Consider the following 20,375-nt stretch of genomic DNA (forward strand, 5'->3'; position numbering starts at 1 on the left):
TTTTAATGAATTTTTATTCTGTTTTGTATTTGAAATTCTACTTGAATAAGAGTAAGATGCTCAACGTTTTGACAGTAATAAGGATTTATGATGAGTAAATATAAAATTTTTGTGGACGGAGCAGTCGGTACAACCGGTTTACGTATTTTTGATCGTCTTGCTAGTGCGGAAGATATCGAGCTATTAAGCCTGCCGGAAGAATTACGTAAAGATCTTAATGCAAGGGTAGCAAAGGTAGCGGAAGCGGATCTGACTTTTCTTTGTTTACCAGACGAAGCTTCTAAAGAATTAGTGGCACTCGCCCCGGCAAATGCAAGAATTTGTGATACTTCAACCGCTCATCGTGTGAATCCAGATTGGACTTATGGCTTTGCTGAGCTTTCTGGACAGTTTGAAAAAATTCAAAATGCGAATCGCGTTGCCGTACCAGGTTGCCATGCTACAGGTTACATTGCGTTAATTCGCCCTCTTATTGAAAAAGGTGCTTTAAGTGCCGATTATCCACTTTCTTGCCATTCTCTCACTGGCTATTCCGGCGGCGGTAAATCGATGATAGCTGAATATCAAAACCAAGATCGTGAACAAAAATTTAATGCCCCTCGTGTTTATGGACTCGCTCTCAAACATAAACATTTACCGGAAATGCAAGCGCTTACCGGTTCAAACCATCCTCCTATTTTCACACCGGTGGTTGCCGACTATTACAGCGGAATGTTGGTGACTGTGCCGCTCCCTGTTTCAGCCCTTTCACAAGCGGTCAATTCTGCCGAAAAAATTGCAAATTTATTCAGTGACTATTACCGGAACTCTACCTTAATTAAGGTTCATCCTGCCTGCACTTTACCCGAAGACGGAATGTTAGCGGCGAATGAATTTAGCGGTAAAGATAGCCTTGAAATTTTTATTTACGGCAATGAAACACAGCTGTTATTGTGCGCACGTTTTGATAATTTAGGTAAAGGCGCATCCGGCGCTGCAGTGCAATGTATGAATATTATGTTAGGTCGTGAAGAAACTGCCGGATTAGAAGTTTAGCCATCGTGAGAAATTATTTGGGGTTTAATATGTTACAAAACGAAGTTGAAAATTTTGCAAATCTTTTAGAAAAAGCGACCGCTTATCTTGCTCCGTTTCAAGAAAAAATTATTGTGGTGAAATACGGCGGTAATGCGATGATCAATGAAGATCTTAAAAAATTGGTGATGCAGGACATTTTATTGCTGAACCAATTAGGTGTGAAAGTGGTATTGGTGCATGGTGGTGGGCCGGAAATTTCACAAGGGGTTAAATTATTGGGCAAAGAGCCGCAATTTATCAATGGTTTGCGTGTAACTGACCAAGATACGATTAATGTGGTATTACAAATGCTCGCCGGTAAAGTGAATAAAAGTTTGGTAGCGTTATTAAAAGGCAAAGGTGTCGGTTTATGCGGTATTGACGCAAATATGCTGCAATGTGAAAAATTACAGGCTGAGGTGGATTACGGCTTTGTCGGTGAGATTGTTAAGGTAAATACTCAATTATTGGAGCTTGCGTTAAATGCAAATTTAATTCCGGTGATTTCTACGGTTGGCGTAGATGAGCAAGGTGTAGCTTACAATATCAATGCGGATACGGCGGCGAGTGAAATTGCAATGGCATTAGGCGCAGCGAAACTCGTTAGTATGACGGACATTGCTGGCTTATTACGTGATCGTTTTGATGAAAGTACGTTGGTTCCTGAAGTTGAAGTAAGTGAAGTACAAGACTTAATTGATCAAGGCATTATTGCCGGTGGTATGATTCCGAAAATCGCCTGTTGTACCGATTTTATTAATGCAGGCGGCATTGAAGCGAATATCATTGACGGACGAGTACCGCATGCCATTTTAGTCTCATTATTCGGCGGTAAAAACGGCACGCTTTTTTATAAAAAATAATTAGGAAGACAAGATGAATAGCAACGACATCAAACAATTAGATACAGATTATATTGCTCAAACTTACGGCAGGTTTAATCTCGCACTATCATACGGGAAAGGTTGTGACGTATGGGATTTTGAAGGCAATCAATATTTAGATTTTACCAGCGGTATCGGGACAAACAGTCTTGGTTGGGCGGATGACAGTTGGTTGGCGGCGGTAACCACTCAGGCGGGTAAATTACAACATACTTCAAATTTATTCTTTACCGAGCCGTCGGGTTTACTCGCTAAAAGTTTGGTTGAAGCAAGCGGTCTAAAACGCGTATTTTTTTGCAATTCGGGTGCGGAAGCGAATGAAGGGGCAATTAAAACCGCGCGTAAATATAGCCATGACAAATATGGTAAAGGCAGAGCGACCGTACTCAGTTTAGTCAATTCATTTCACGGACGTACGATCTCAACCCTTGCAGCAACAGGACAAGATGTGTTTCATCAACACTTTTTCCCATTTACACAAGGTTTTGAACATACGCCGGCTAACGATTTAGATGCTTTACTCGCACGCCTTGAACAAAATGATGTGTGTGCGGTGATTTTAGAAGTGGTGCAAGGTGAAGGTGGTGTTTGTGCATTAGATGCCGAATATTTACAAGGCGTACAAGCAATTTGCCAGGCAAAAGATATTATTTTTATTATTGATGAAGTACAAACCGGTATCGGACGCACCGGAAAATTGTTTGCTTATCAACATTTCGGCTTACAGCCGGATATTATCACGCTTGCCAAAGGTTTAGGTGGCGGTTTACCGATCGGTGCTTTTATACTGGGTGAAAAATGCCAAAATACATTGGGTAAAAGTGATCACGGTTCAACCTTTGGTGCGAACCCGGTTTGTTGTGCGGCGGCGAATGCGGTGTTAGCCAAAATGGATGAAAAATTCCTTGCCGATGTTACGGCTAAAGGCGAAAAATTACGCGCAGCATTACTTAGCTTACCAAAAGTAAAATCGGTTTCCGGCTTAGGTTTAATGCTTGGTATTGAGTTTGAAGATGGTGTAAAAGCCGGTGATGTAGTATCGAAAGCAATAGAAAAAGGCGTATTAACGCTCACAGCGAAAACCAAATTACGCTTATTACCACCATTAATTATTTCAGAAACACAAATAATGCAAGGTGTTACTGTGTTAAAAGAAGTATTAGAGACACTATAAGTTTTTTCCTTAGCTTTTAAATAAATCCCTTTTAAGTTTATGACTTTTAAGGGATTTTTTATTTATATCGCCTTTAATTGATGATAATTACAGCTTTTTCAATTATTTCAAAATATCTTAGTAAATTTTCTTACAAAAATTATAAAAAATTGTTATTATCAAAATACAAATAATAATTGTTCTTATTTTCATTTGTATCTTTTAAAGGAGAAAAAAATGTTGCTCAAAAAATCACAAGTTGCATTGATTGTAACCGCAACTCTAATTTCGGCTTGTTCTAGTGATAAAGGCGGATTTGGTTTAGATACAACCCAGAGTGTTGTGCCGAAATATGTGCCCAAAAAGGCTAAACCAATTGAGTATGGTGACGATATTACGGCTGAGAAATCTTATGAGAAGCTACCAGAATTGTTGCAACCTTCATTAGGTTATGAAGTCATGATTCCTAGACGAGCAACAGGGTTAGCTGATACTAAATTGGAAGAAAGATTGGATATTTCACCTGAAAAAGTTCGTGCTATCAATGGCAGTATTCATACATTGCCACATGAAGAAGAAATAAAAAATGATGCTGGTGCGAAAAGTTCTGGAGAACCTTTAATCCATTCTCATGATGGAAAAAGAGAAAGTCGTAAACGAGATATGCAATTTGTTCGTTCTGGTTGGGTAATGATTGAAGGTGGACTTGCTAGAGAATCTGATGCGGTTCGTTTTGGTAATGTCGGCTATGTTTATTATAAAGGAGAAAATCCTTCAAAATCGTTACCGGTCGGTCAGACTGTAAACTATGTAGGGACATGGGATTTTACAACTAATGCAGTAAATAAACGTACAGCGAAAGGATTCGAAGCTTCACAGCTAGGCGATAGATATGGCGCTACTTCTTTTAATAAAACTGCGAATGAAGATCCTAAAAAAGGTGCTGTTGGGCATAGCAGTGAATTCTCGGTTGATTTTGGTAAAAAAGAACTTACCGGCGGTTTATTCTTTAATCAACCTGCGTATCGCGATGATGAAGTTTCGAAAAAAGAGAAACTCTATGATGTTTCCGCCAAATTATACGGTAACCGTTTTCGAGGAAGTGCAACGGCAGCAAATAAACAAGAACCCTATTTCGGGGCAGATGCTAAAAATACTTTAGAAGGCGGATTCTATGGACCGAATGCGGAGGAGTTAGCTGGAAAATTTTTAGCGTCTGACCAATCACTCTTTGCTGTTTTTGCAGCAAAACAAGCGGAAGGAAAAGCAGCAACGGAAACTAAATTTGATGCTCGACGAATTAGCTTAGGTGACTTGCAGCAGGCAGAAATGGACACATTTGGTCAGGCTGTTCAATTAGTCGTTGATGGCAAGGTAATATCATTATTAAGCCCAAATATGGAACATAAAATTGCAAATAAATCCGTAAAAGTAACCGCTTGTTGTAACAACTTGGCAGATACGAAATTTGGTCTATATAAAATAGATAATCAAGCAGAACAGTTATTTTTAACGGGAGAACGTACAGCAGTTAATGCGATTCCTAAAACCGGTGGGTTTGAATATAAAGGAAGTTGGCAGGGACAGTTAGTTAGCCAAGACGGTTCCGTAAAATGGTCTCCTTCAGAGGAACGTACTGCGAGACTCTATGTCGATTTTGCACAAAAAACAATGCAAGGGGGATTCGGTGATGGTACGAAAAATCCTACAGTCTTACTTTTTAATGACGGAAAAATAGATCAAAACGGCTTTTCCGGTGTAGTTAAAACGGTTGCTGCAGGATTTAATGCAAACGGGAAAACGCTACATATTGACGCTAAAGCTTCAGGTGCATTTTATGGTGCTAATGCACAAGAACTTGGCGGTAGCTTTATCAATAATACAAATAGCCAAGATAAAGCTGCTGGGGTGTTTGGGTTAAAACGTCAGATTGAGAAAAAATAAAAGGAGAGCAATGTGAGAAAATTCACCCTTAATTTAACTTATGTGGCAATTCAATCCGCCCTTTTTATACTATCTACACAGGCTTATGCAAAGCAAGAGAGTGTAGAATTAGGTACAGTAACGGTAAAGGCAAAAAAGGAGGCATACCGTCAACAAAATGAGGTTACCGGTTTAGGCAAGATTACAAAAAATAGCAAAGACCTTGAAAAAGAGCAGGTACAAAATATTCGTGAGCTTACTCGTTATGATCCGGGAATTTCGGTAGTCGAGCAAGGACGGGGAGCCAGTAGCGGTTATTCGATTCGAGGGGTAGATCGTAACCGTGTGGCATTACTGGTGGACGGATTACCGCAAATTCAGTCCTATAAAAGCATCTCACCGCTTGCGCAAGGTGGAGCAATTAATGAAATTGAATATGAAAATATTCGTTCGATTGAATTTAGTAAAGGAGCAAGCTCACAAGAATACGGTAGCGGTGCCTTAGGTGGCGCTGTCGGTTTCCGTACTAAAAATCCGGATGATGTTATCAAAGAAGGACAAAATTGGGGATTAGACAGTAAAACAGCTTATGTGAGTAAAAATAAGCAATTTAGTGAATCGCTTAGTTTTGCCGGTCGTTCCGGTGGATTTGAAGCACTGGTGCAATATACGCATCGAAAGGGCAAAGAAACGGAAATCCATAAAGATGCCACTAATGTAAGGCAGTCCTTCTACCGCGTTGTACCGAAGGATCTCAATTTAGATAAAAATCAAAGGGATAACTGGTTCGTCTTTCAAGACGAATGTCCGACCGGACAGGGGAGTAATCCCGGCTGTGTTCCGCGTCCGATTGTACGAGGGGCGAAAGTTGTGAAAGATTCGACTAATGCGAAAGATTATACCGGTGACGGACGTATTCCACCGAATCCAATGAAATATCAGTCGGGTTCTTGGTTATTTAAATTAGCTTACCATTTTTCACCGAAACATTCGGTAAACACCGTATTTGAGCAAACTAAACAACGTTATGATATACAAGATATGACGCAGGAGAAATATGCGGGTTTAGAGCGAAATAGTAAAGGACAATTGGATCCTAGAAAAACAGAGATAGCATACTCGTTATTCGGTAGAAACTTTTATCCGGATGATCCTACTCAAGCGATTGGTTACGGAAATACGCTTAATCCTAGTTTAGTACAAAGTGCTTATTGGAGCCAAGCAAGATTTTTTGACGAACGACATACTAAACGTCGTTTAGGGGTCGGTTATCAATATAAATCTGAGAACGATAAGGGTATTTTTGACCGCTTAAATCTCAATTTGGATCAACAAGATATTCGTTTATTGACTAAGGTGCATAATTTAAATTGCAGTCGATATCCATATATCGATAAAAATTGTAAGGTAACACCGGATAAACGTGATTCTAATGCCAATTATGAACGTAATATTTATAAGGAACGTCATAAACAAGTCCAACTTTCTTTTGAAAAGGATTTGGAAATCGGGAAAACGCAACACTTATTTAATTTATCAATGAGTTATGATCGTATGCGTTCTAACCATAAGCGAGATCAATTCGAACGTACTTATTTAGTCTATTCTAAAGAGGATAGATCGGAACATCCGTATTATGACGTAGGAAATCGAGATAAAGATGTCGGCTATTACAATAGCGGTACTTATAAATACCCGAGAATTATTGGTAAAAGACAAGCAATCGTCGTTCACAATAGTTATTGTAAGTCCGATACGGATTATGAAAAACGCAAAGATTTTACCGATTGTTCGGCACATATTACCAAAGGACAGCATTATGCGATTGGTTTATCGGATCGTATTTTCATCGGTGATAAACTGGATTTAGGTTTAGGTGCACGTTATGACTATCATCGCTTTAAATCGGATGATGATTGGATAGATGCAGGTAAACATAAAAACTTTTCATGGAATACCGGTTTAACTGTGCGACCGATAGAACATATTGCACTGTCTTATCGTGTTTCAAACGGTTTTAGAGTACCGTCATTTGATGAAATGTTCGGTCGCCGTGTTCCAGGAGCCAATGATAGTAAATATTGGCGTAGAGCATTGCTTAAGAAGAAATTAACTTCGGAAAAGGCACTTAACCAAGAAGTCGGTGTAGCTTTTAACGGTGATTTTGGTGTATTGGAAGTGAGTTATTTTGATAACCGCTATAGAGATTTGATTGTCAGTGCAAAAGAAAAAGGGCTTGATGGTATTCATGGATTTTACAACCTCCAATCGATTAACCTTAATGGGGTAAACCTATTAGGTAAATTAAATTGGCATGGTATATGGTCTGCGTTGCCGGACGGTCTATATTCAAATCTTGCTTATAATCGTATTAAAGTGAAAAACGTAGATACTAAACCAAATTATGTGTTTGTGCGTAGCCCTGTGTTAGATGCGATACAGCCGGAACGTTATGTCGCTAGCTTAGGTTATGATGAGCCAAACGGTAAATGGGGGATGAATTATATTCTGACTTACTCTAAAGCGAAAAAGGCCTCTGAATTAATCGGTAGAACGGCCTATTACACCGACGATGTAGTAAAAGGTGTAACAAATCAACGCACTCGCCCTTGGTATATTTATGATGTGATTGGGTATTATACATTCGCTAAACATTTTACCGTTCGAGGTGGTATTTATAACTTAATGAATCGTAAATACAGTACCTGGGAAGCAGTTCGTCAAACGGCAGTAACCAGCGTAATTCCGGTATACAATCGAGGGCATGCAAGTTATGCCGCTCCGGGAAGAAATTATGTTCTAAGCCTAGAAGCTAAGTTCTAGCACAAATAAGAAAAAGGCACTCAAAAGAGTGCCTTTGTTTTTTATGAACGTTTCATTACTTCGAAAAATTCTTCGTTAGTTTTTGCAACGCTGAGTTTATCGATTAACCATTCCATTGCTGCTACTTCATCCATTGGATTTAGTACTTTACGTAACATCCACGCATTACGGTGTTCTTCCGGTGACATTAATAAGTCATCTTTACGTGTACCGGAACGGTTAAACTCAATTGCCGGGAATACACGACGTTCTGCAATTTTACGAGAAAGGTGTAATTCCATATTACCAGTACCTTTAAACTCTTCGAAGATAACTTCATCCATTTTCGAACCGGTATCAACCAATGCGGTTGCGATAATGGTTAAGCTACCGCCTTCTTCTACGTTACGAGCTGCACCGAAGAAACGTTTTGGTCGGTGTAATGCGTTTGCATCCACACCACCGGAAAGGATTTTACCTGAAACTGGTGTAACAGTATTGTAAGCACGAGCAAGACGAGTGATTGAGTCTAATAGAATAACCACGTCTTTCTTGTGTTCTACCGAGCGTTTTGCTTTTTCAATTACCATTTCCGCAACTTGTACGTGACGTGTTGCCGGTTCGTCAAAGGTTGAAGCAATTACTTCACCACGTACGGTACGTTGCATTTCAGTAACCTCTTCCGGACGTTCATCAATCAGAAGTACGATCAATTCACATTCTGGGTAATTATGCGTAATACTTTGCGCAATGTTTTGTAGAAGAACGGTTTTACCGGCTTTCGGTGGAGCAACGATTAAACCACGCTGACCTTTACCAATTGGAGATGCTAAATCAAGAATACGTGCGGTTAAATCTTCAGTTGAACCATTGCCTCGCTCCATTTTTAAACGTGAGTTTGCGTGTAATGGCGTTAAGTTTTCAAATAAGATTTTGCTACGAGAAACTTCAGGTTTGTCATCATTAACAAGATCAACTTTTAATAATGCAAAGTAACGTTCGCCTTCTTTGGGCGGGCGAATTTTACCTTCGATTTTATCACCGGTTTGAAGATTGAAACGACGAATTTGGCTTGGTGAAACATAGATATCATCGGGACCGGCAAGATATGAACTATCAGCTGAACGTAAGAAACCGAAACCGTCGGGGAGAATCTCTAATACACCTTGGCCAAAAATATCTTCACCACTTTTGGCGTGTTGTTTGAGAATTGCAAAAATAATGTCTTGTTTACGTAAACGAGCTAAATTTTCTAAGCCCATTTGATTTTCACCCATTTCGACAAGTTCCGAAACCGGTGTATTTTTTAATTGAGTAAGATGCATAGGAAATATATTGATTATGAAAAAATAGATTGGAAATCTGTATGATACGGAATACCGTAATTTGACGGTGGAGGATTGTACAGCAAAATGCCTAAATTTGCAAATTTTTTGCAAAATTAAACCGCTTGTAAGACAGCTTTAGAAAGAAAATGCCGGCATTTTACCGGCATTTTGTATGAAGAACTTAAATTTCCACACCTTCGAATAATAAGGTACTTAAATAACGTTCTGATGCGGATGGGAGAATTGCAACAATTTGTTTATCGGCAAATTCAGGTAATTTTGCAAGACGATCAGCCGCTGCAACCGCTGCACCGGATGAAATACCGACTAAAATACCTTCTTCCGCCATAATTCTGCGCGCGGTTGCGATCGCTTCTTCGCTAGAGACTTGCTCAACACGATCAATTAGACTTAAATCTAAGTTTTTCGGAATAAAGCCTGCGCCGATACCTTGGATTTTGTGTGGACCCGGTTTTACTTCTTCGCCATTTAAGGTTTGCGTGATAACCGGTGATTCTTTCGGCTCAACCGCAACAGAAAGAATTTGTTTACCTTGGTCTTGCTTGATATAACGAGAAATACCGGTAATCGTACCGCCGGTTCCCACACCAGCCACAATCACATCCACCTTACCTTCGGTCGCATTCCAAATTTCAGGACCGGTTGTTTGTTGGTGAATTGCCGGGTTAGCCGGGTTTTCAAACTGTTTCAAAATAACATAACGATTCGGATCGCTTGCCACAATTTCTTCCGCTTTAGCAATCGCACCTTTCATACCTTTTGCACCTTCGGTTAACACAAGGTTAACGCCTAAACCACGTAATAAACGTTTACGTTCGGTACTCATTGTTTCCGGCATGGTAAGCGTAATTTTATAGCCACGCGCCGCTGCAACATAAGCCAATGCGATACCAGTGTTACCACTGGTTGCATCTACGATTTCTTTACCTTCAGTTAAAATACCGTCTTTTTCCGCTTGCCATACCATATTGGCACCAATACGGCATTTTACGCTGAAGCTTGGGTTACGAGATTCAATTTTTACTAATAAGTTGCCATTTTGACCAAAGTTTTTTAAACGAACGAGCGGGGTATTACCAATAGTATAAGAATTATCTGCATAGATAGTCATAATTGTTATTCCTTTAGTTAGTATAAATAAGTGGTTAAAGTGAGAATACGTTATTTTGTATAAAGATGTTAGTGGTGAAAATTCATTAAATATAACAGAAAGATATATAGCTTGAATCACCTAATAATGAGCGGTTTTAGGACATAAAAAAGCGGTCTAATCTTACAAATTTTTTGCAAAATTAGACCGCTTGTAACAAACTAAATTAACAGATAATTATTTTAACTCTCGTGCGCCTTGATTATCTACCTTACAAATGTGGATAAATCCTTCGTTGTTTTGCAGATATTCTTTTTCAAGATAAGCAACCAGTTTTTGTGCGTGTTCAAGATCCGGAGCGATTGCATACATTGTCGGGCCGGAACCTGAAATACCTACTGCTAATGCACCTAAGTCTTTACAACCTTGGCGAACAACAGGGAAGTTTGGTAACAAGTTTTCACGATATGGTTCAGCAATCAGATCTTTCATCATTGTTGCAGCCAATACGTCTTGATGCGTATGGCAAGCGTGTACAAATGAGCCAAGATAACGTGCTTGTTGGATCATATCTTGACGAGTATAGTTCTTCGGTAAAATTGCACGAGCTTCTGCAGTTGAAACTTCAATTCCCGGATAAGCTAACACCCAATACCATTCATCAAAGAAGGGGATTGTTTGGCAAATATTACCAAGCGATTGGGTCATTAACTGTAAACCGCCTAAATAACACGGTGCGACATTATCGTAATGGATTGAACCGGAAATACGTCCTTCCAATTCCCCCATCATTTCTAACAATTCCATTTTCGAGAACGGTTCGTCATGGAATTTATTTAAAGCGACTAATGCCGCCACGATTGAACAAGCACTTGAACCTAAGCCCGAGCCAATCGGCATATTTTTTTCAAGGGTAAGGCGTAAGTTTTTGACTGAACCGCCGCGTAATTTCAAGCGTTCGCTAAATAATACGTAGGCTTGATAAACGATATTTTTTTGCGGCTCTTTCGGTAATTTACGTACGAAATAACCGGCACTTTCCAGTTCAAAAGCGGTTTCGCAATCTTCAATTTGTACTACATCACCGAGTAATGAACCGTCAATCGGAGATATTGCTGCACCTAAAGAATCAAAACCTACGCTAAGGTTAGCGCTAGACGCCGGAGCATAAATTCGTAACATTGTCATTAGTTTGCGCCTCCTTGAAGTGTGCGAAGAATATCGGCAAAAATACCTGCGGCAGTTACATCAGTTCCTGCACCATAACCTCTTAATAAGAGTGGAATCGGACTGTAATAACGGGTTAAGAATGCAAGCGCATTTTCACCGTCTTTTACTTTATAAAGCGGATGGTTTTCATCGACCGCTTCAATTGCTACACGGCATTTATCGCCGGTAATTGAGCCGACATAACGTAATACTTTGCCTTCTGCTTTTGCTGCTTGAACACGTTGCGCAAATTCCGCATCAACTTGCGGTAATACTTTTAAGAATTCCTCTTTACTCATGCCTTCAGAGAAGCCTTTCGGTAATACGCCTTCCACTTCAATATCGTCAAATTCCAATGCTAAACCGGTTTCTCGAGCAAGAATTAACAGCTTACGTGCTACGTCTGCACCCGAGAGATCATCACGAGGATCTGGTTCAGTGAAACCTTTTTCTTTCGCAATTAAAGTTGCTTCTGAAAGGCTTAAGCCTTCGTCTAGTTTTCCGAAGATAAATGAAAGTGAGCCGGATAAAATCCCTTCGAATTTTTCTACTTCATCGCCGGCAGCCAGCAAATTCTGTAAGTTTTCAATTACCGGTAAACCTGCACCTACGTTTGTTTCATATAAGAATTTGTGTTGACCTTGGCGAGCTGCATCACGAAGCTCTTGGTAATATTGATAGCTACCTGTATTTGCTTTTTTATTTGGAGTCACTACGTGGAAACCTTCTTTTAATGCTCGAGTATAAAGGTTTGCTACAGATTGTGCTGCGGTACAGTCAACAAATACCGGATTAACTACATGATGCAATTTGATGAATGATAATAAAACATCAAAATCAGAAGGTTGAGTTGCCGTTTCTAAATCGCTTTTCCAGTTATCTAGATTTAAACCGTTTTCATTCAGTAACATTTTGTCCGCATTCGCTAATGCGCATACACGGATCTCAATATCCTTCTTTGCTAAGAAATCTTTTTGTTGTTTGATTTGCTCGATTAATTCTCCTCCTACGCCACCAACCCCAACGAGAAAGACTTCAATTGATTTTTTGTTGCTAAATAGACCTTGGTGAGTTGCTTTTACCGCTTCAATCGCTTTATTCATCGGTACAACTGCAGAAATTGAACGCTCTGATGAACCTTGTGCAATCGCTACAATGCTGATATTCGCTTGTGCAAGCGATGAGAAGAAACGAGCCGCAACACCTTTCGCGGTACGCATACCATCGCCAACAACAGAAATGATAGAAAGTTCACGAATCATATCAATCGGATCTAAATCGCCATTTGCAAGTTCTTGAGCAAATTCCGTATTTAAACAAGCGGTCGCTTTTTCAGCAAATTTTGCAGGTACACAGAAGCTGATGCTGTATTCAGAAGAAGATTGGGTAATTAAGATGACCGAAATACCAGCTTTTGACATGGTAGAGAACACGCGAGCGGCCATACCAACCATACCTTGCATTCCTGAACCCGAAACGTTAAACATTGCAACGTTATCAAGGTTAGTAATACCTTTTACTTTTAAGCCGTCGGTTGCTACGTTGCCATCAATTAATGTGCCTTTTGCATCAGGATTTGCGGTATTTTTGATCAAGCACGGAATGTTTAACGGTACTAACGGGCCTATGGTACGAGGGTGAATCACTTTCGCACCGAAGTATGAAAGTTCCATTGCCTCTTGGTAACTCATTGATTCTAAACAAATCGCTTCCGGTACTAAGCGAGGATCGCAAGTATAAACACCGTCCACGTCCGTCCAAATTTCGCAACAATCCGCTTTTAAACAAGCAGCTAAACATGCAGCAGAATAGTCAGAGCCATTGCGACCAAGTAATACGAGTTCGCCGTTTTCATTGCCAGCGGTAAAGCCCGCCATTAAAACGACATTTTTCTTTGGAATTGAATTTGCATCAACACGTTTGGTTGATTCGGCAATATCTACCGATGATTCTAAATAGCTACCGTGAGCTAATAATTTTTCAACAGGATCAATACGAGTAACATCGTAACCTTTTGCTTCAAACCAAGCTTGCATCATGGCAATCGATAATTTTTCACCACGGCAGTGAATGGTTGCCGCTACATTATCCGGCAATGCTTTTGTTTTTGCCGCTTCACTTGCAACACCTTGAATTTGGGTCAGTTCCGCTTCGACTAGTGCTAATAAGCCTTCACGATCCACATTATTATTTACCGCATATAAACCATTGATAATATTATGGAAAATTTCGGTTGCTTCTTTGAGATTGGTTTCAAAAGATTCGCCTGCAATCGCTTTATCAACAATCGCCACAAGGTGGTTGGTAATTTTAGCCGGTGCAGAAAGCACACCTGCCGCTTGGTCTTTTAAGTGTGCTTTTTCGATGATATCGGCCGCTTGCATAAAGCGCCCCGGGTTAGCAAGCGATGTACCGCCAAATTTAAGAACTCGCATAGTTTCTCCTGATGTTTAGTTTGATGTTTGCAAATTTGGATATAAAAAAACCCGCTTATAATGCGGGTTTGGTTGATTCTTTCCGTTTTACTGGTACAGACACCCGCACTATGCTTTATACATAATGGTAATAGTGCTGCCGGTGGTAATGATAAAACGATTCATATTATCTGTTTCTGTATAGTTATTAAAACGGTGATGTATGGAGAGAATGGGGGAAAGCGTTTGCTTTGTCAATGGCTTTTTGCAGAAATAATGTTCAGTTATAACAGGAAAGAAGTAAAAAGATTAAAAAATAACATTTTTTTGATTTAGATTAAAAAATGGTGCTTTTCTAAACGCTTTTTGGTATATTGCATCTGATTTTAATAAACCTAACAAAAAGGACCCTAAAATGGCATATCAATTACCAGAATTAGGCTACGCTTATGATGCGCTAGAGCCACATTTCGATAAAGCAACGATGGAAATCCATCACTCAAAACACCACCAAGCATATGTAAATAACGCAAATGCAGCATTAGAAGCTCACCCTGAGCTTTTAGAAAAATGCCCGGGTGCGTTAATTAAAGACTTAAGCCAAGTTCCGGCAGAAAAACGTACAGCAGTGCGTAATAACGTTGGCGGTCACGTAAACCACACGCTTTTCTGGAAAGGTTTAAAAACCGGTACAACCTTACAAGGTGCATTAAAAGATGCGATCGTTCGTGATTTCGGTTCAGTAGAAGCATTCCAAGCAGAATTTGAAAAAGCGGCAGCAACGCGTTTCGGTTCAGGCTGGGCATGGTTAGTGGTTGAAGACGGTAAATTAGCGGTTGTTTCAACTGCAAACCAAGACAACCCGGTAATGGGTAAAGAAGTTGCAGGCGTTTCTGGTTACCCACTTTTATGTTTAGATGTTTGGGAACATGCTTACTATTTAAATTACCAAAACCGTCGTCCGGACTACATTAAAGCATTCTGGAACGTAGTAAACTGGGATGAAGCGGCTCGTCGTTTCGAAGAAAACGGTTCACACTGCGGTTGTGCAAAATAATTGAGTAAATTACTCAAAGCTATACAATAAACAAGCGGTCGTTTTTGCAAAATTTTTTGTAAAAACGACCGCTTATTATATGGATTACTTATATTCAAAAATTACGCGAGGTGTAAGCTTAGTAATCAATTCATAACTGATTACACCGATATGTTGTGCGACTTCTTCGATCAACAGATCTTTACCCCAGAAAATTACTTCATCACCGACTTTATCTTGACTATCCGCACCAAGGTCAACAGTCAACATATCCATTGAAACTCGGCCGACAATCGGCACAATACGTCCGTTGACTAAAACCGGCGTACCTTCCGGTGCATTACGTGGATAGCCGTCACCATAGCCCATCGCTACCACGCCCAATTTCGTATCTTTATCACTCACCCAAGCACCACCGTAACCGACCGCTTCGCCTGCTTTATGCGTCCTCACCGCAATTAAAGAAGAAGCGAGCGTCATAACCGGTTTGAAGCCTAAATCAGTAATTGGCGTATAGTGCGGAGAAATACCGTGCATAATAATACCGGGGCGTACCCAATCATAATGAGCTTGTTTCCAATATAAAATACCGCTTGAAGCAGAAATACTACGTTCGTGTGTTGTATAGGGCGCTGTTGCCGCTTCAAACGTAGCGATTTGTTTTTCGGTATAACCGCAATCGGGTTCGTCCGCTCGACTAAAATGGCTGACAAAGCTAATACTTTCAACCAAAGGACAGGCTTGTAAACGTTGATAGAACATATCGACTTGTTCGGGATGAACGCCAAGACGGTGCATACCGGTATCAATCTTCAACCAAACATTGACCGGAAAATAAATTTTCGCTTTGCGCTTCCAAAAACCTTTTTGTTGTTCTTGTTGCCATTCTTGCGCAACTTGTTCAAGCAATTCCAATTGTTCTAAACAATGTACAACCGTATCAAAGCGGCGAGAGAGAGTTTTTAACAATTCTTCACGGTCAAAGAAACCTTCTACCAGTAAAATTTTGCCAGTATAACCAGTTTCTTGAATTTCTAATGCTTCACGTAAACGTGCTACGCCAAAACCATCCACTAAATCAGCTAATGCACCGGCAGCCGGTAATAAGCCTTGACCATAAGCATTAGCTTTGATCATAGCGAGAAGTTTCTGATGAGGGGCGAAAGTCTTGATGAGTTCAATATTATGTCGAAGTGCAGACTGGCTAATGGTAGCGGTAGCAGGTTTCATTTGTTTCACTTTTTATTGGTAAATCGTTAATAATGAGTGGCAATTATACGCCCGATGAGAATAAATGGACAACGGATAATGAAAATTAGATAATTTGAGTATGTATTCGTTCTTATTCTAATAGCAATGTTAACACTCCTCGAAACGCTTAAAGCGGAAAATCACCTCTCTGAACTGAATTATCAATTTGCCAAAATGATTGCGCATAAGCAGCAGGCGTACAACTATAATGAACAGCAACAAAACCTCGCTATTTTATTAGCCGCATTGCTTTCATATCATGTTATGCAAGGACATACCGCATTACGACTAGATTCAAATTCGGCACAATCTTTTTTTGGATTAGAACATAAAAAATTAGGGCGTGATTTTCAGAGTGAGATTTTGCAAAAAATAGGCGGAATCTCACCGTTTGAGTGGCAAGATATATTGCATGAGCATATTGCATTTAGCCATTCTCCAATGCAAATTGCCCCAATGCTATTTCAGCATGGCTTACTTTATTTTTATCGTTATTGGCAGGCGGAACATAACATCGCCCGATATTTACAACAAGCGGTCGAATTTCCGGAAGAATTTGAAAATACTGATTTGGACAAACAAATTCTTTTTGAGCTTTTCCCAGAAAAAACAACGGAAATTGATTGGCAAAAGATTGCAGTTGCCACCGCATTGCGTCAACGTTTTTGTGTGATTTCTGGTGGCCCGGGAACAGGAAAGACAACGACAGTCGCTAAATTATTAGTTGCCTTACAGGCTCGTCAATATCGTCAGCAGAAATCCGCACTTAATATTGCGCTGGTCGCTCCAACCGGTAAAGCAGCGGCACGCTTGAAAGAATCAATTAGTAATAGCTTTGAAAAGATGCAACTTACGTTTGAGATTCCTACCTATGCCTCAACGATTCATCGTTTACTCGGCGTGCGTCCAAATTCAGATACGCCGACATACCATGTGAAAAATCCGTTACATCTCGATTTATTAGTGGTGGATGAGGCATCAATGATTGACCTATCATTAATGGAAAAATTAATGAATGCATTGAAGCCGAGTACACGTTTGATCATCTTAGGTGATAAAGATCAGCTCGCATCGGTAGAAGCTGGTGCAATTATGGGAGAACTCGGTGAGTTTGTGCAACTAGGGTATAGCTCGGTACATTGCGAGTATCTATATAAGGTGACAGGCTATTCATTGAGTGAACAATCAAACGTATTACCGATTTGCGATACGCTTTGCCATTTGCAAAAAAGTCATCGCTTTAGTGAGCATTCTGGTATCGGGCAATTGGCTGCATTAGTGAATCAGCAGAAAGAGAATGAGTCTTGGCGGATTTTTACTAAATCCCAAACGGATTTAGTCTGTATCAAATATCCTAGTACTACTCAATTTGCAGAAAAACGCCAGTGGGTTCAGCATTGTGTCAATTTAGTGGTTGAGAAAGCAGTAGAGCACTATCAGGTGTATCTAAAATTGGTACAACAACGCGTGAGTAATCCGAATAAGATCTCTGCGAATGAAATTTTTGAAGCATTTCAGAAAGTGAGATTTTTATCGGCGCTAAGAGTCAGTGAATTAGGCAGCGAACGTTTAAATCAGAACATTGCAGAAGCATTAAAAAAAGCCCGTCTACTTAATTTTGCTTTTAGCCGTGATAGTTATGCGGGAAAACCGATTTTAATTACGCAAAATTCTCCTCAAAATAATATTTATAGCGGTGATATCGGTATTATTTTGCCTGATGAACATAATCAGCTAAGAGTCTATTTTGATACGAAAGTAGAAAATACCCACTTAAGTTTGTCGCTTAGTCGTTTGCCTGAACATGAAGTTGCATACGTCATGACGGTTCATAAATCACAAGGTTCCGAGTTTGAGCATACTTTCTTTATTATGCCGTTAAACAGTGCGCCGGTTATCACTAAAGAACTTATTTATACGGCAGTCACTCGAGCGAAACAGACATTTACTTTATTTAGTGAAGAAAAAGTCTGGAAGATAGGGGTAAGAGCAAATGTACAACGCCAAAGTGGCTTGCAAGAGCAATTAAAAAACATGTTTAGCTAATTTAATACACGAATTGTATTAAATGTGTTCTTTCAATCACTTTTTCAAGATTTTTTTGCAAAAAGTACTTGCAAGGATTTTAGATTTCTCTATAATGCACCTCACACAACGACGCACTGTTGTGAACGATTTAAAATTGATTGCCAGTGCGTCGTTTCTTTTTGTTCTTTAACAATTTATCAGACAATCTGTGTGGGCACTTGTTGATTGACTTAATTAAAAAATATTTTTGATTTTGAAGTCTTAATAGGTGCTTAAACTAGAAATTCATTTTTACTTTTAAAGTAATATGTAAACTTAGCTAAGCAGTTTATTGAGCGATTAAACTTTTTGAATTGAAGAGTTTGATCATGGCTCAGATTGAACGCTGGCGGCAGGCTTAACACATGCAAGTCGAACGGTAGCACGAAGGAGCTTGCTCCTTGGGTGACGAGTGGCGGACGGGTGAGTAATGCTTGGGAATCTGGCTTATGGAGGGGGATAACTACGGGAAACTGTAGCTAATACCGCGTAATATCTTCGGATTAAAGTGTGGGACCGCAAGGCCACATGCCATGAGATGAGCCCAAGTGGGATTAGGTAGTTGGTGGGGTAAAGGCCTACCAAGCCGACGATCTCTAGCTGGTCTGAGAGGATGACCAGCCACACTGGAACTGAGACACGGTCCAGACTCCTACGGGAGGCAGCAGTGGGGAATATTGCACAATGGGGGGAACCCTGATGCAGCCATGCCGCGTGAATGAAGAAGGCCTTCGGGTTGTAAAGTTCTTTCGGTAGCGAGGAAGGTGGTTGTTTTAATAGAACAATCAATTGACGTTAACTACAGAAGAAGCACCGGCTAACTCCGTGCCAGCAGCCGCGGTAATACGGAGGGTGCGAGCGTTAATCGGAATAACTGGGCGTAAAGGGCACGCAGGCGGTTGATTAAGTGAGATGTGAAAGCCCCGGGCTTAACCTGGGAATTGCATTTCATACTGGTCAACTAGAGTACTTTAGGGAGGGGTAGAATTCCACGTGTAGCGGTGAAATGCGTAGAGATGTGGAGGAATACCGAAGGCGAAGGCAGCCCCTTGGGAATGTACTGACGCTCATGTGCGAAAGCGTGGGGAGCAAACAGGATTAGATACCCTGGTAGTCCACGCTGTAAACGCTGTCGATTTGGGGATTGGACTTTAAGTCTGGTGCCCGAAGCTAACGTGATAAATCGACCGCCTGGGGAGTACGGCCGCAAGGTTAAAACTCAAATGAATTGACGGGGGCCCGCACAAGCGGTGGAGCATGTGGTTTAATTCGATGCAACGCGAAGAACCTTACCTACTCTTGACATCCATGGAATCTTGTAGAGATACGAGAGTGCCTTCGGGAACCATGAGACAGGTGCTGCATGGCTGTCGTCAGCTCGTGTTGTGAAATGTTGGGTTAAGTCCCGCAACGAGCGCAACCCTTATCCTTTGTTGCCAGCGGTTCGGCCGGGAACTCAAAGGAGACTGCCAGTGATAAACTGGAGGAAGGTGGGGATGACGTCAAGTCATCATGGCCCTTACGAGTAGGGCTACACACGTGCTACAATGGCGTATACAGAGGGAAGCAATATGGCGACATGGAGCAAATCTCACAAAGTACGTCTAAGTCCGGATTGGAGTCTGCAACTCGACTCCATGAAGTCGGAATCGCTAGTAATCGCAAATCAGAATGTTGCGGTGAATACGTTCCCGGGCCTTGTACACACCGCCCGTCACACCATGGGAGTGGGTTGTACCAGAAGTAGATAGCTTAACCGCAAGGGGGGCGTTTACCACGGTATGATTCATGACTGGGGTGAAGTCGTAACAAGGTAACCGTAGGGGAACCTGCGGTTGGATCACCTCCTTACCAAGATTAAGCGACTGCAAGTGTTCACACAGATTGTTTGATAGAAAGAAGACGAAAACGGATATAATCCGGCATCCTTTTGGGTCTGTAGCTCAGGTGGTTAGAGCGCACCCCTGATAAGGGTGAGGTCGGTGGTTCAAGTCCACTCAGACCCACCACTCTAAACGAGTGAAAACTGAAAGGTGAGATTATGTTCAGTCATGATGTATGGGGATATAGCTCAGCTGGGAGAGCGCCTGCCTTGCACGCAGGAGGTCAGCGGTTCGATCCCGCTTATCTCCACCAATCAT

Annotated in this window: 12 protein-coding genes, 2 tRNA genes and 1 rRNA gene; 10 read left to right on the top strand and 5 right to left on the bottom strand. The window is 40.8% G+C overall.

Features of this window, described 5'->3' with window-relative positions; all coding sequences use genetic code 11:
• The first annotated feature begins 90 nt into the window (after positions 1-90).
• The 5 genes from argC to EL121_RS08795 all read left to right on the top strand — a co-directional run bounded on the left by argC (position 91) and on the right by EL121_RS08795 (position 7,839).
• Positions 91-1,035 (top strand): N-acetyl-gamma-glutamyl-phosphate reductase, encoded by a 945-nt coding sequence (gene argC / locus EL121_RS08775; protein ID WP_039196208.1) that lies wholly within the window; start codon positions 91-93, stop codon positions 1,033-1,035.
• Between the two features lie 29 nt (positions 1,036-1,064).
• Positions 1,065-1,919 (top strand): acetylglutamate kinase, encoded by an 855-nt coding sequence (gene argB, locus EL121_RS08780; RefSeq protein ID WP_039196210.1) that lies wholly within the window; start codon positions 1,065-1,067, stop codon positions 1,917-1,919.
• Positions 1,920-1,932: 13 nt separating this feature from the next.
• Complete coding sequence (locus EL121_RS08785) at positions 1,933-3,114, top strand: aspartate aminotransferase family protein (RefSeq protein ID WP_039196212.1); 1,182 nt, start codon at positions 1,933-1,935, stop codon at positions 3,112-3,114.
• 216 nt (positions 3,115-3,330) lie between these two features.
• Positions 3,331-5,037: a transferrin-binding protein-like solute binding protein gene (locus EL121_RS08790; RefSeq protein ID WP_039196214.1), complete on the top strand. Its 1,707-nt coding sequence runs from the start codon at positions 3,331-3,333 to the stop codon at positions 5,035-5,037.
• A 12-nt stretch (positions 5,038-5,049) separates the two neighbouring features.
• The gene (locus tag EL121_RS08795) at positions 5,050-7,839 is read left to right on the top strand and encodes a lactoferrin/transferrin family TonB-dependent receptor (RefSeq protein ID WP_039196216.1); all 2,790 of its coding nucleotides are present in this window, start codon (positions 5,050-5,052) and stop codon (positions 7,837-7,839) included.
• Positions 7,840-7,880: 41 nt separating this feature from the next.
• Here the strand turns inward: EL121_RS08795 and rho are convergent, their stop codons facing one another.
• From rho to thrA, 4 genes are all read right to left on the bottom strand, one after another.
• Positions 7,881-9,143, bottom strand: a complete 1,263-nt coding sequence (gene rho, locus EL121_RS08800; RefSeq protein ID WP_005624302.1) for a transcription termination factor Rho — start codon at positions 9,141-9,143, stop codon at positions 7,881-7,883.
• A gap of 184 nt (positions 9,144-9,327) precedes the next feature.
• Positions 9,328-10,278 carry a cysteine synthase A gene (gene cysK / locus EL121_RS08805; RefSeq protein WP_039196218.1) on the bottom strand — a complete coding sequence of 317 codons (951 nt, stop codon included), beginning with the start codon at positions 10,276-10,278 and terminating at the stop codon, positions 9,328-9,330.
• Between the two features lie 216 nt (positions 10,279-10,494).
• Positions 10,495-11,445 (bottom strand): homoserine kinase, encoded by a 951-nt coding sequence (gene thrB, locus EL121_RS08810; protein ID WP_039196219.1) that lies wholly within the window; start codon positions 11,443-11,445, stop codon positions 10,495-10,497.
• Complete coding sequence (thrA, locus tag EL121_RS08815; RefSeq protein ID WP_039196222.1) at positions 11,445-13,901, bottom strand: bifunctional aspartate kinase/homoserine dehydrogenase I; 2,457 nt, start codon at positions 13,899-13,901, stop codon at positions 11,445-11,447. The genes thrB and thrA overlap by 1 nt, the downstream gene beginning before the upstream one ends.
• Before the next feature lie 394 nt (positions 13,902-14,295).
• On the opposite strand from thrA, the gene sodA reads away from it, so the two are divergent.
• Positions 14,296-14,937, top strand: a complete 642-nt coding sequence (gene sodA, locus EL121_RS08820; protein ID WP_018651690.1) for a superoxide dismutase [Mn] — start codon at positions 14,296-14,298, stop codon at positions 14,935-14,937.
• 84 nt (positions 14,938-15,021) lie between these two features.
• Here sodA and alr read toward each other — a convergent pair whose 3' ends face one another.
• Positions 15,022-16,146, bottom strand: coding sequence for an alanine racemase (gene alr / locus EL121_RS08825; RefSeq protein ID WP_039196227.1), 1,125 nt, complete (start codon positions 16,144-16,146; stop codon positions 15,022-15,024).
• A 126-nt stretch (positions 16,147-16,272) separates the two neighbouring features.
• Between alr and recD the strand changes: the two genes are divergently transcribed.
• The 4 genes from recD to EL121_RS08845 all read left to right on the top strand — a co-directional run bounded on the left by recD (position 16,273) and on the right by EL121_RS08845 (position 20,370).
• Positions 16,273-18,213, top strand: coding sequence for an exodeoxyribonuclease V subunit alpha (recD, locus tag EL121_RS08830; RefSeq protein ID WP_039196229.1), 1,941 nt, complete (start codon positions 16,273-16,275; stop codon positions 18,211-18,213).
• A gap of 332 nt (positions 18,214-18,545) precedes the next feature.
• Positions 18,546-20,085, top strand: a 16S ribosomal RNA gene (locus tag EL121_RS08835).
• 81 nt (positions 20,086-20,166) lie between these two features.
• Positions 20,167-20,243: transfer RNA gene (locus EL121_RS08840), tRNA-Ile, on the top strand.
• A gap of 51 nt (positions 20,244-20,294) precedes the next feature.
• Positions 20,295-20,370 (top strand) — tRNA-Ala (locus tag EL121_RS08845).
• Positions 20,371-20,375 lie beyond the last annotated feature (5 nt).

The organism is Actinobacillus equuli (assembly GCF_900636745.1).
In the GTDB taxonomy this organism is placed as follows: Bacteria; Pseudomonadota; Gammaproteobacteria; order Enterobacterales; family Pasteurellaceae; genus Actinobacillus; species Actinobacillus equuli.

Bases quoted from the DNA above. Each gene is read 5' to 3' on its own strand.
- argC (WP_039196208.1), top strand. From the start codon at position 91: ATGAGTAAATATAAAATTTTTGTGGACGGAGCAGTCGGTACAACCGGT.
- argB (WP_039196210.1), top strand. From the start codon at position 1,065: ATGTTACAAAACGAAGTTGAAAATTTTGCAAATCTTTTAGAAAAAGCG.
- EL121_RS08785 (WP_039196212.1), top strand. From the start codon at position 1,933: ATGAATAGCAACGACATCAAACAATTAGATACAGATTATATTGCTCAA.
- EL121_RS08790 (WP_039196214.1), top strand. From the start codon at position 3,331: ATGTTGCTCAAAAAATCACAAGTTGCATTGATTGTAACCGCAACTCTA.
- rho (WP_005624302.1), bottom strand. From the start codon at position 9,143: ATGCATCTTACTCAATTAAAAAATACACCGGTTTCGGAACTTGTCGAA.
- cysK (WP_039196218.1), bottom strand. From the start codon at position 10,278: ATGACTATCTATGCAGATAATTCTTATACTATTGGTAATACCCCGCTC.
- thrB (WP_039196219.1), bottom strand. From the start codon at position 11,445: ATGACAATGTTACGAATTTATGCTCCGGCGTCTAGCGCTAACCTTAGC.
- thrA (WP_039196222.1), bottom strand. From the start codon at position 13,901: ATGCGAGTTCTTAAATTTGGCGGTACATCGCTTGCTAACCCGGGGCGC.
- sodA (WP_018651690.1), top strand. From the start codon at position 14,296: ATGGCATATCAATTACCAGAATTAGGCTACGCTTATGATGCGCTAGAG.
- alr (WP_039196227.1), bottom strand. From the start codon at position 16,146: ATGAAACCTGCTACCGCTACCATTAGCCAGTCTGCACTTCGACATAAT.
- recD (WP_039196229.1), top strand. From the start codon at position 16,273: ATGTTAACACTCCTCGAAACGCTTAAAGCGGAAAATCACCTCTCTGAA.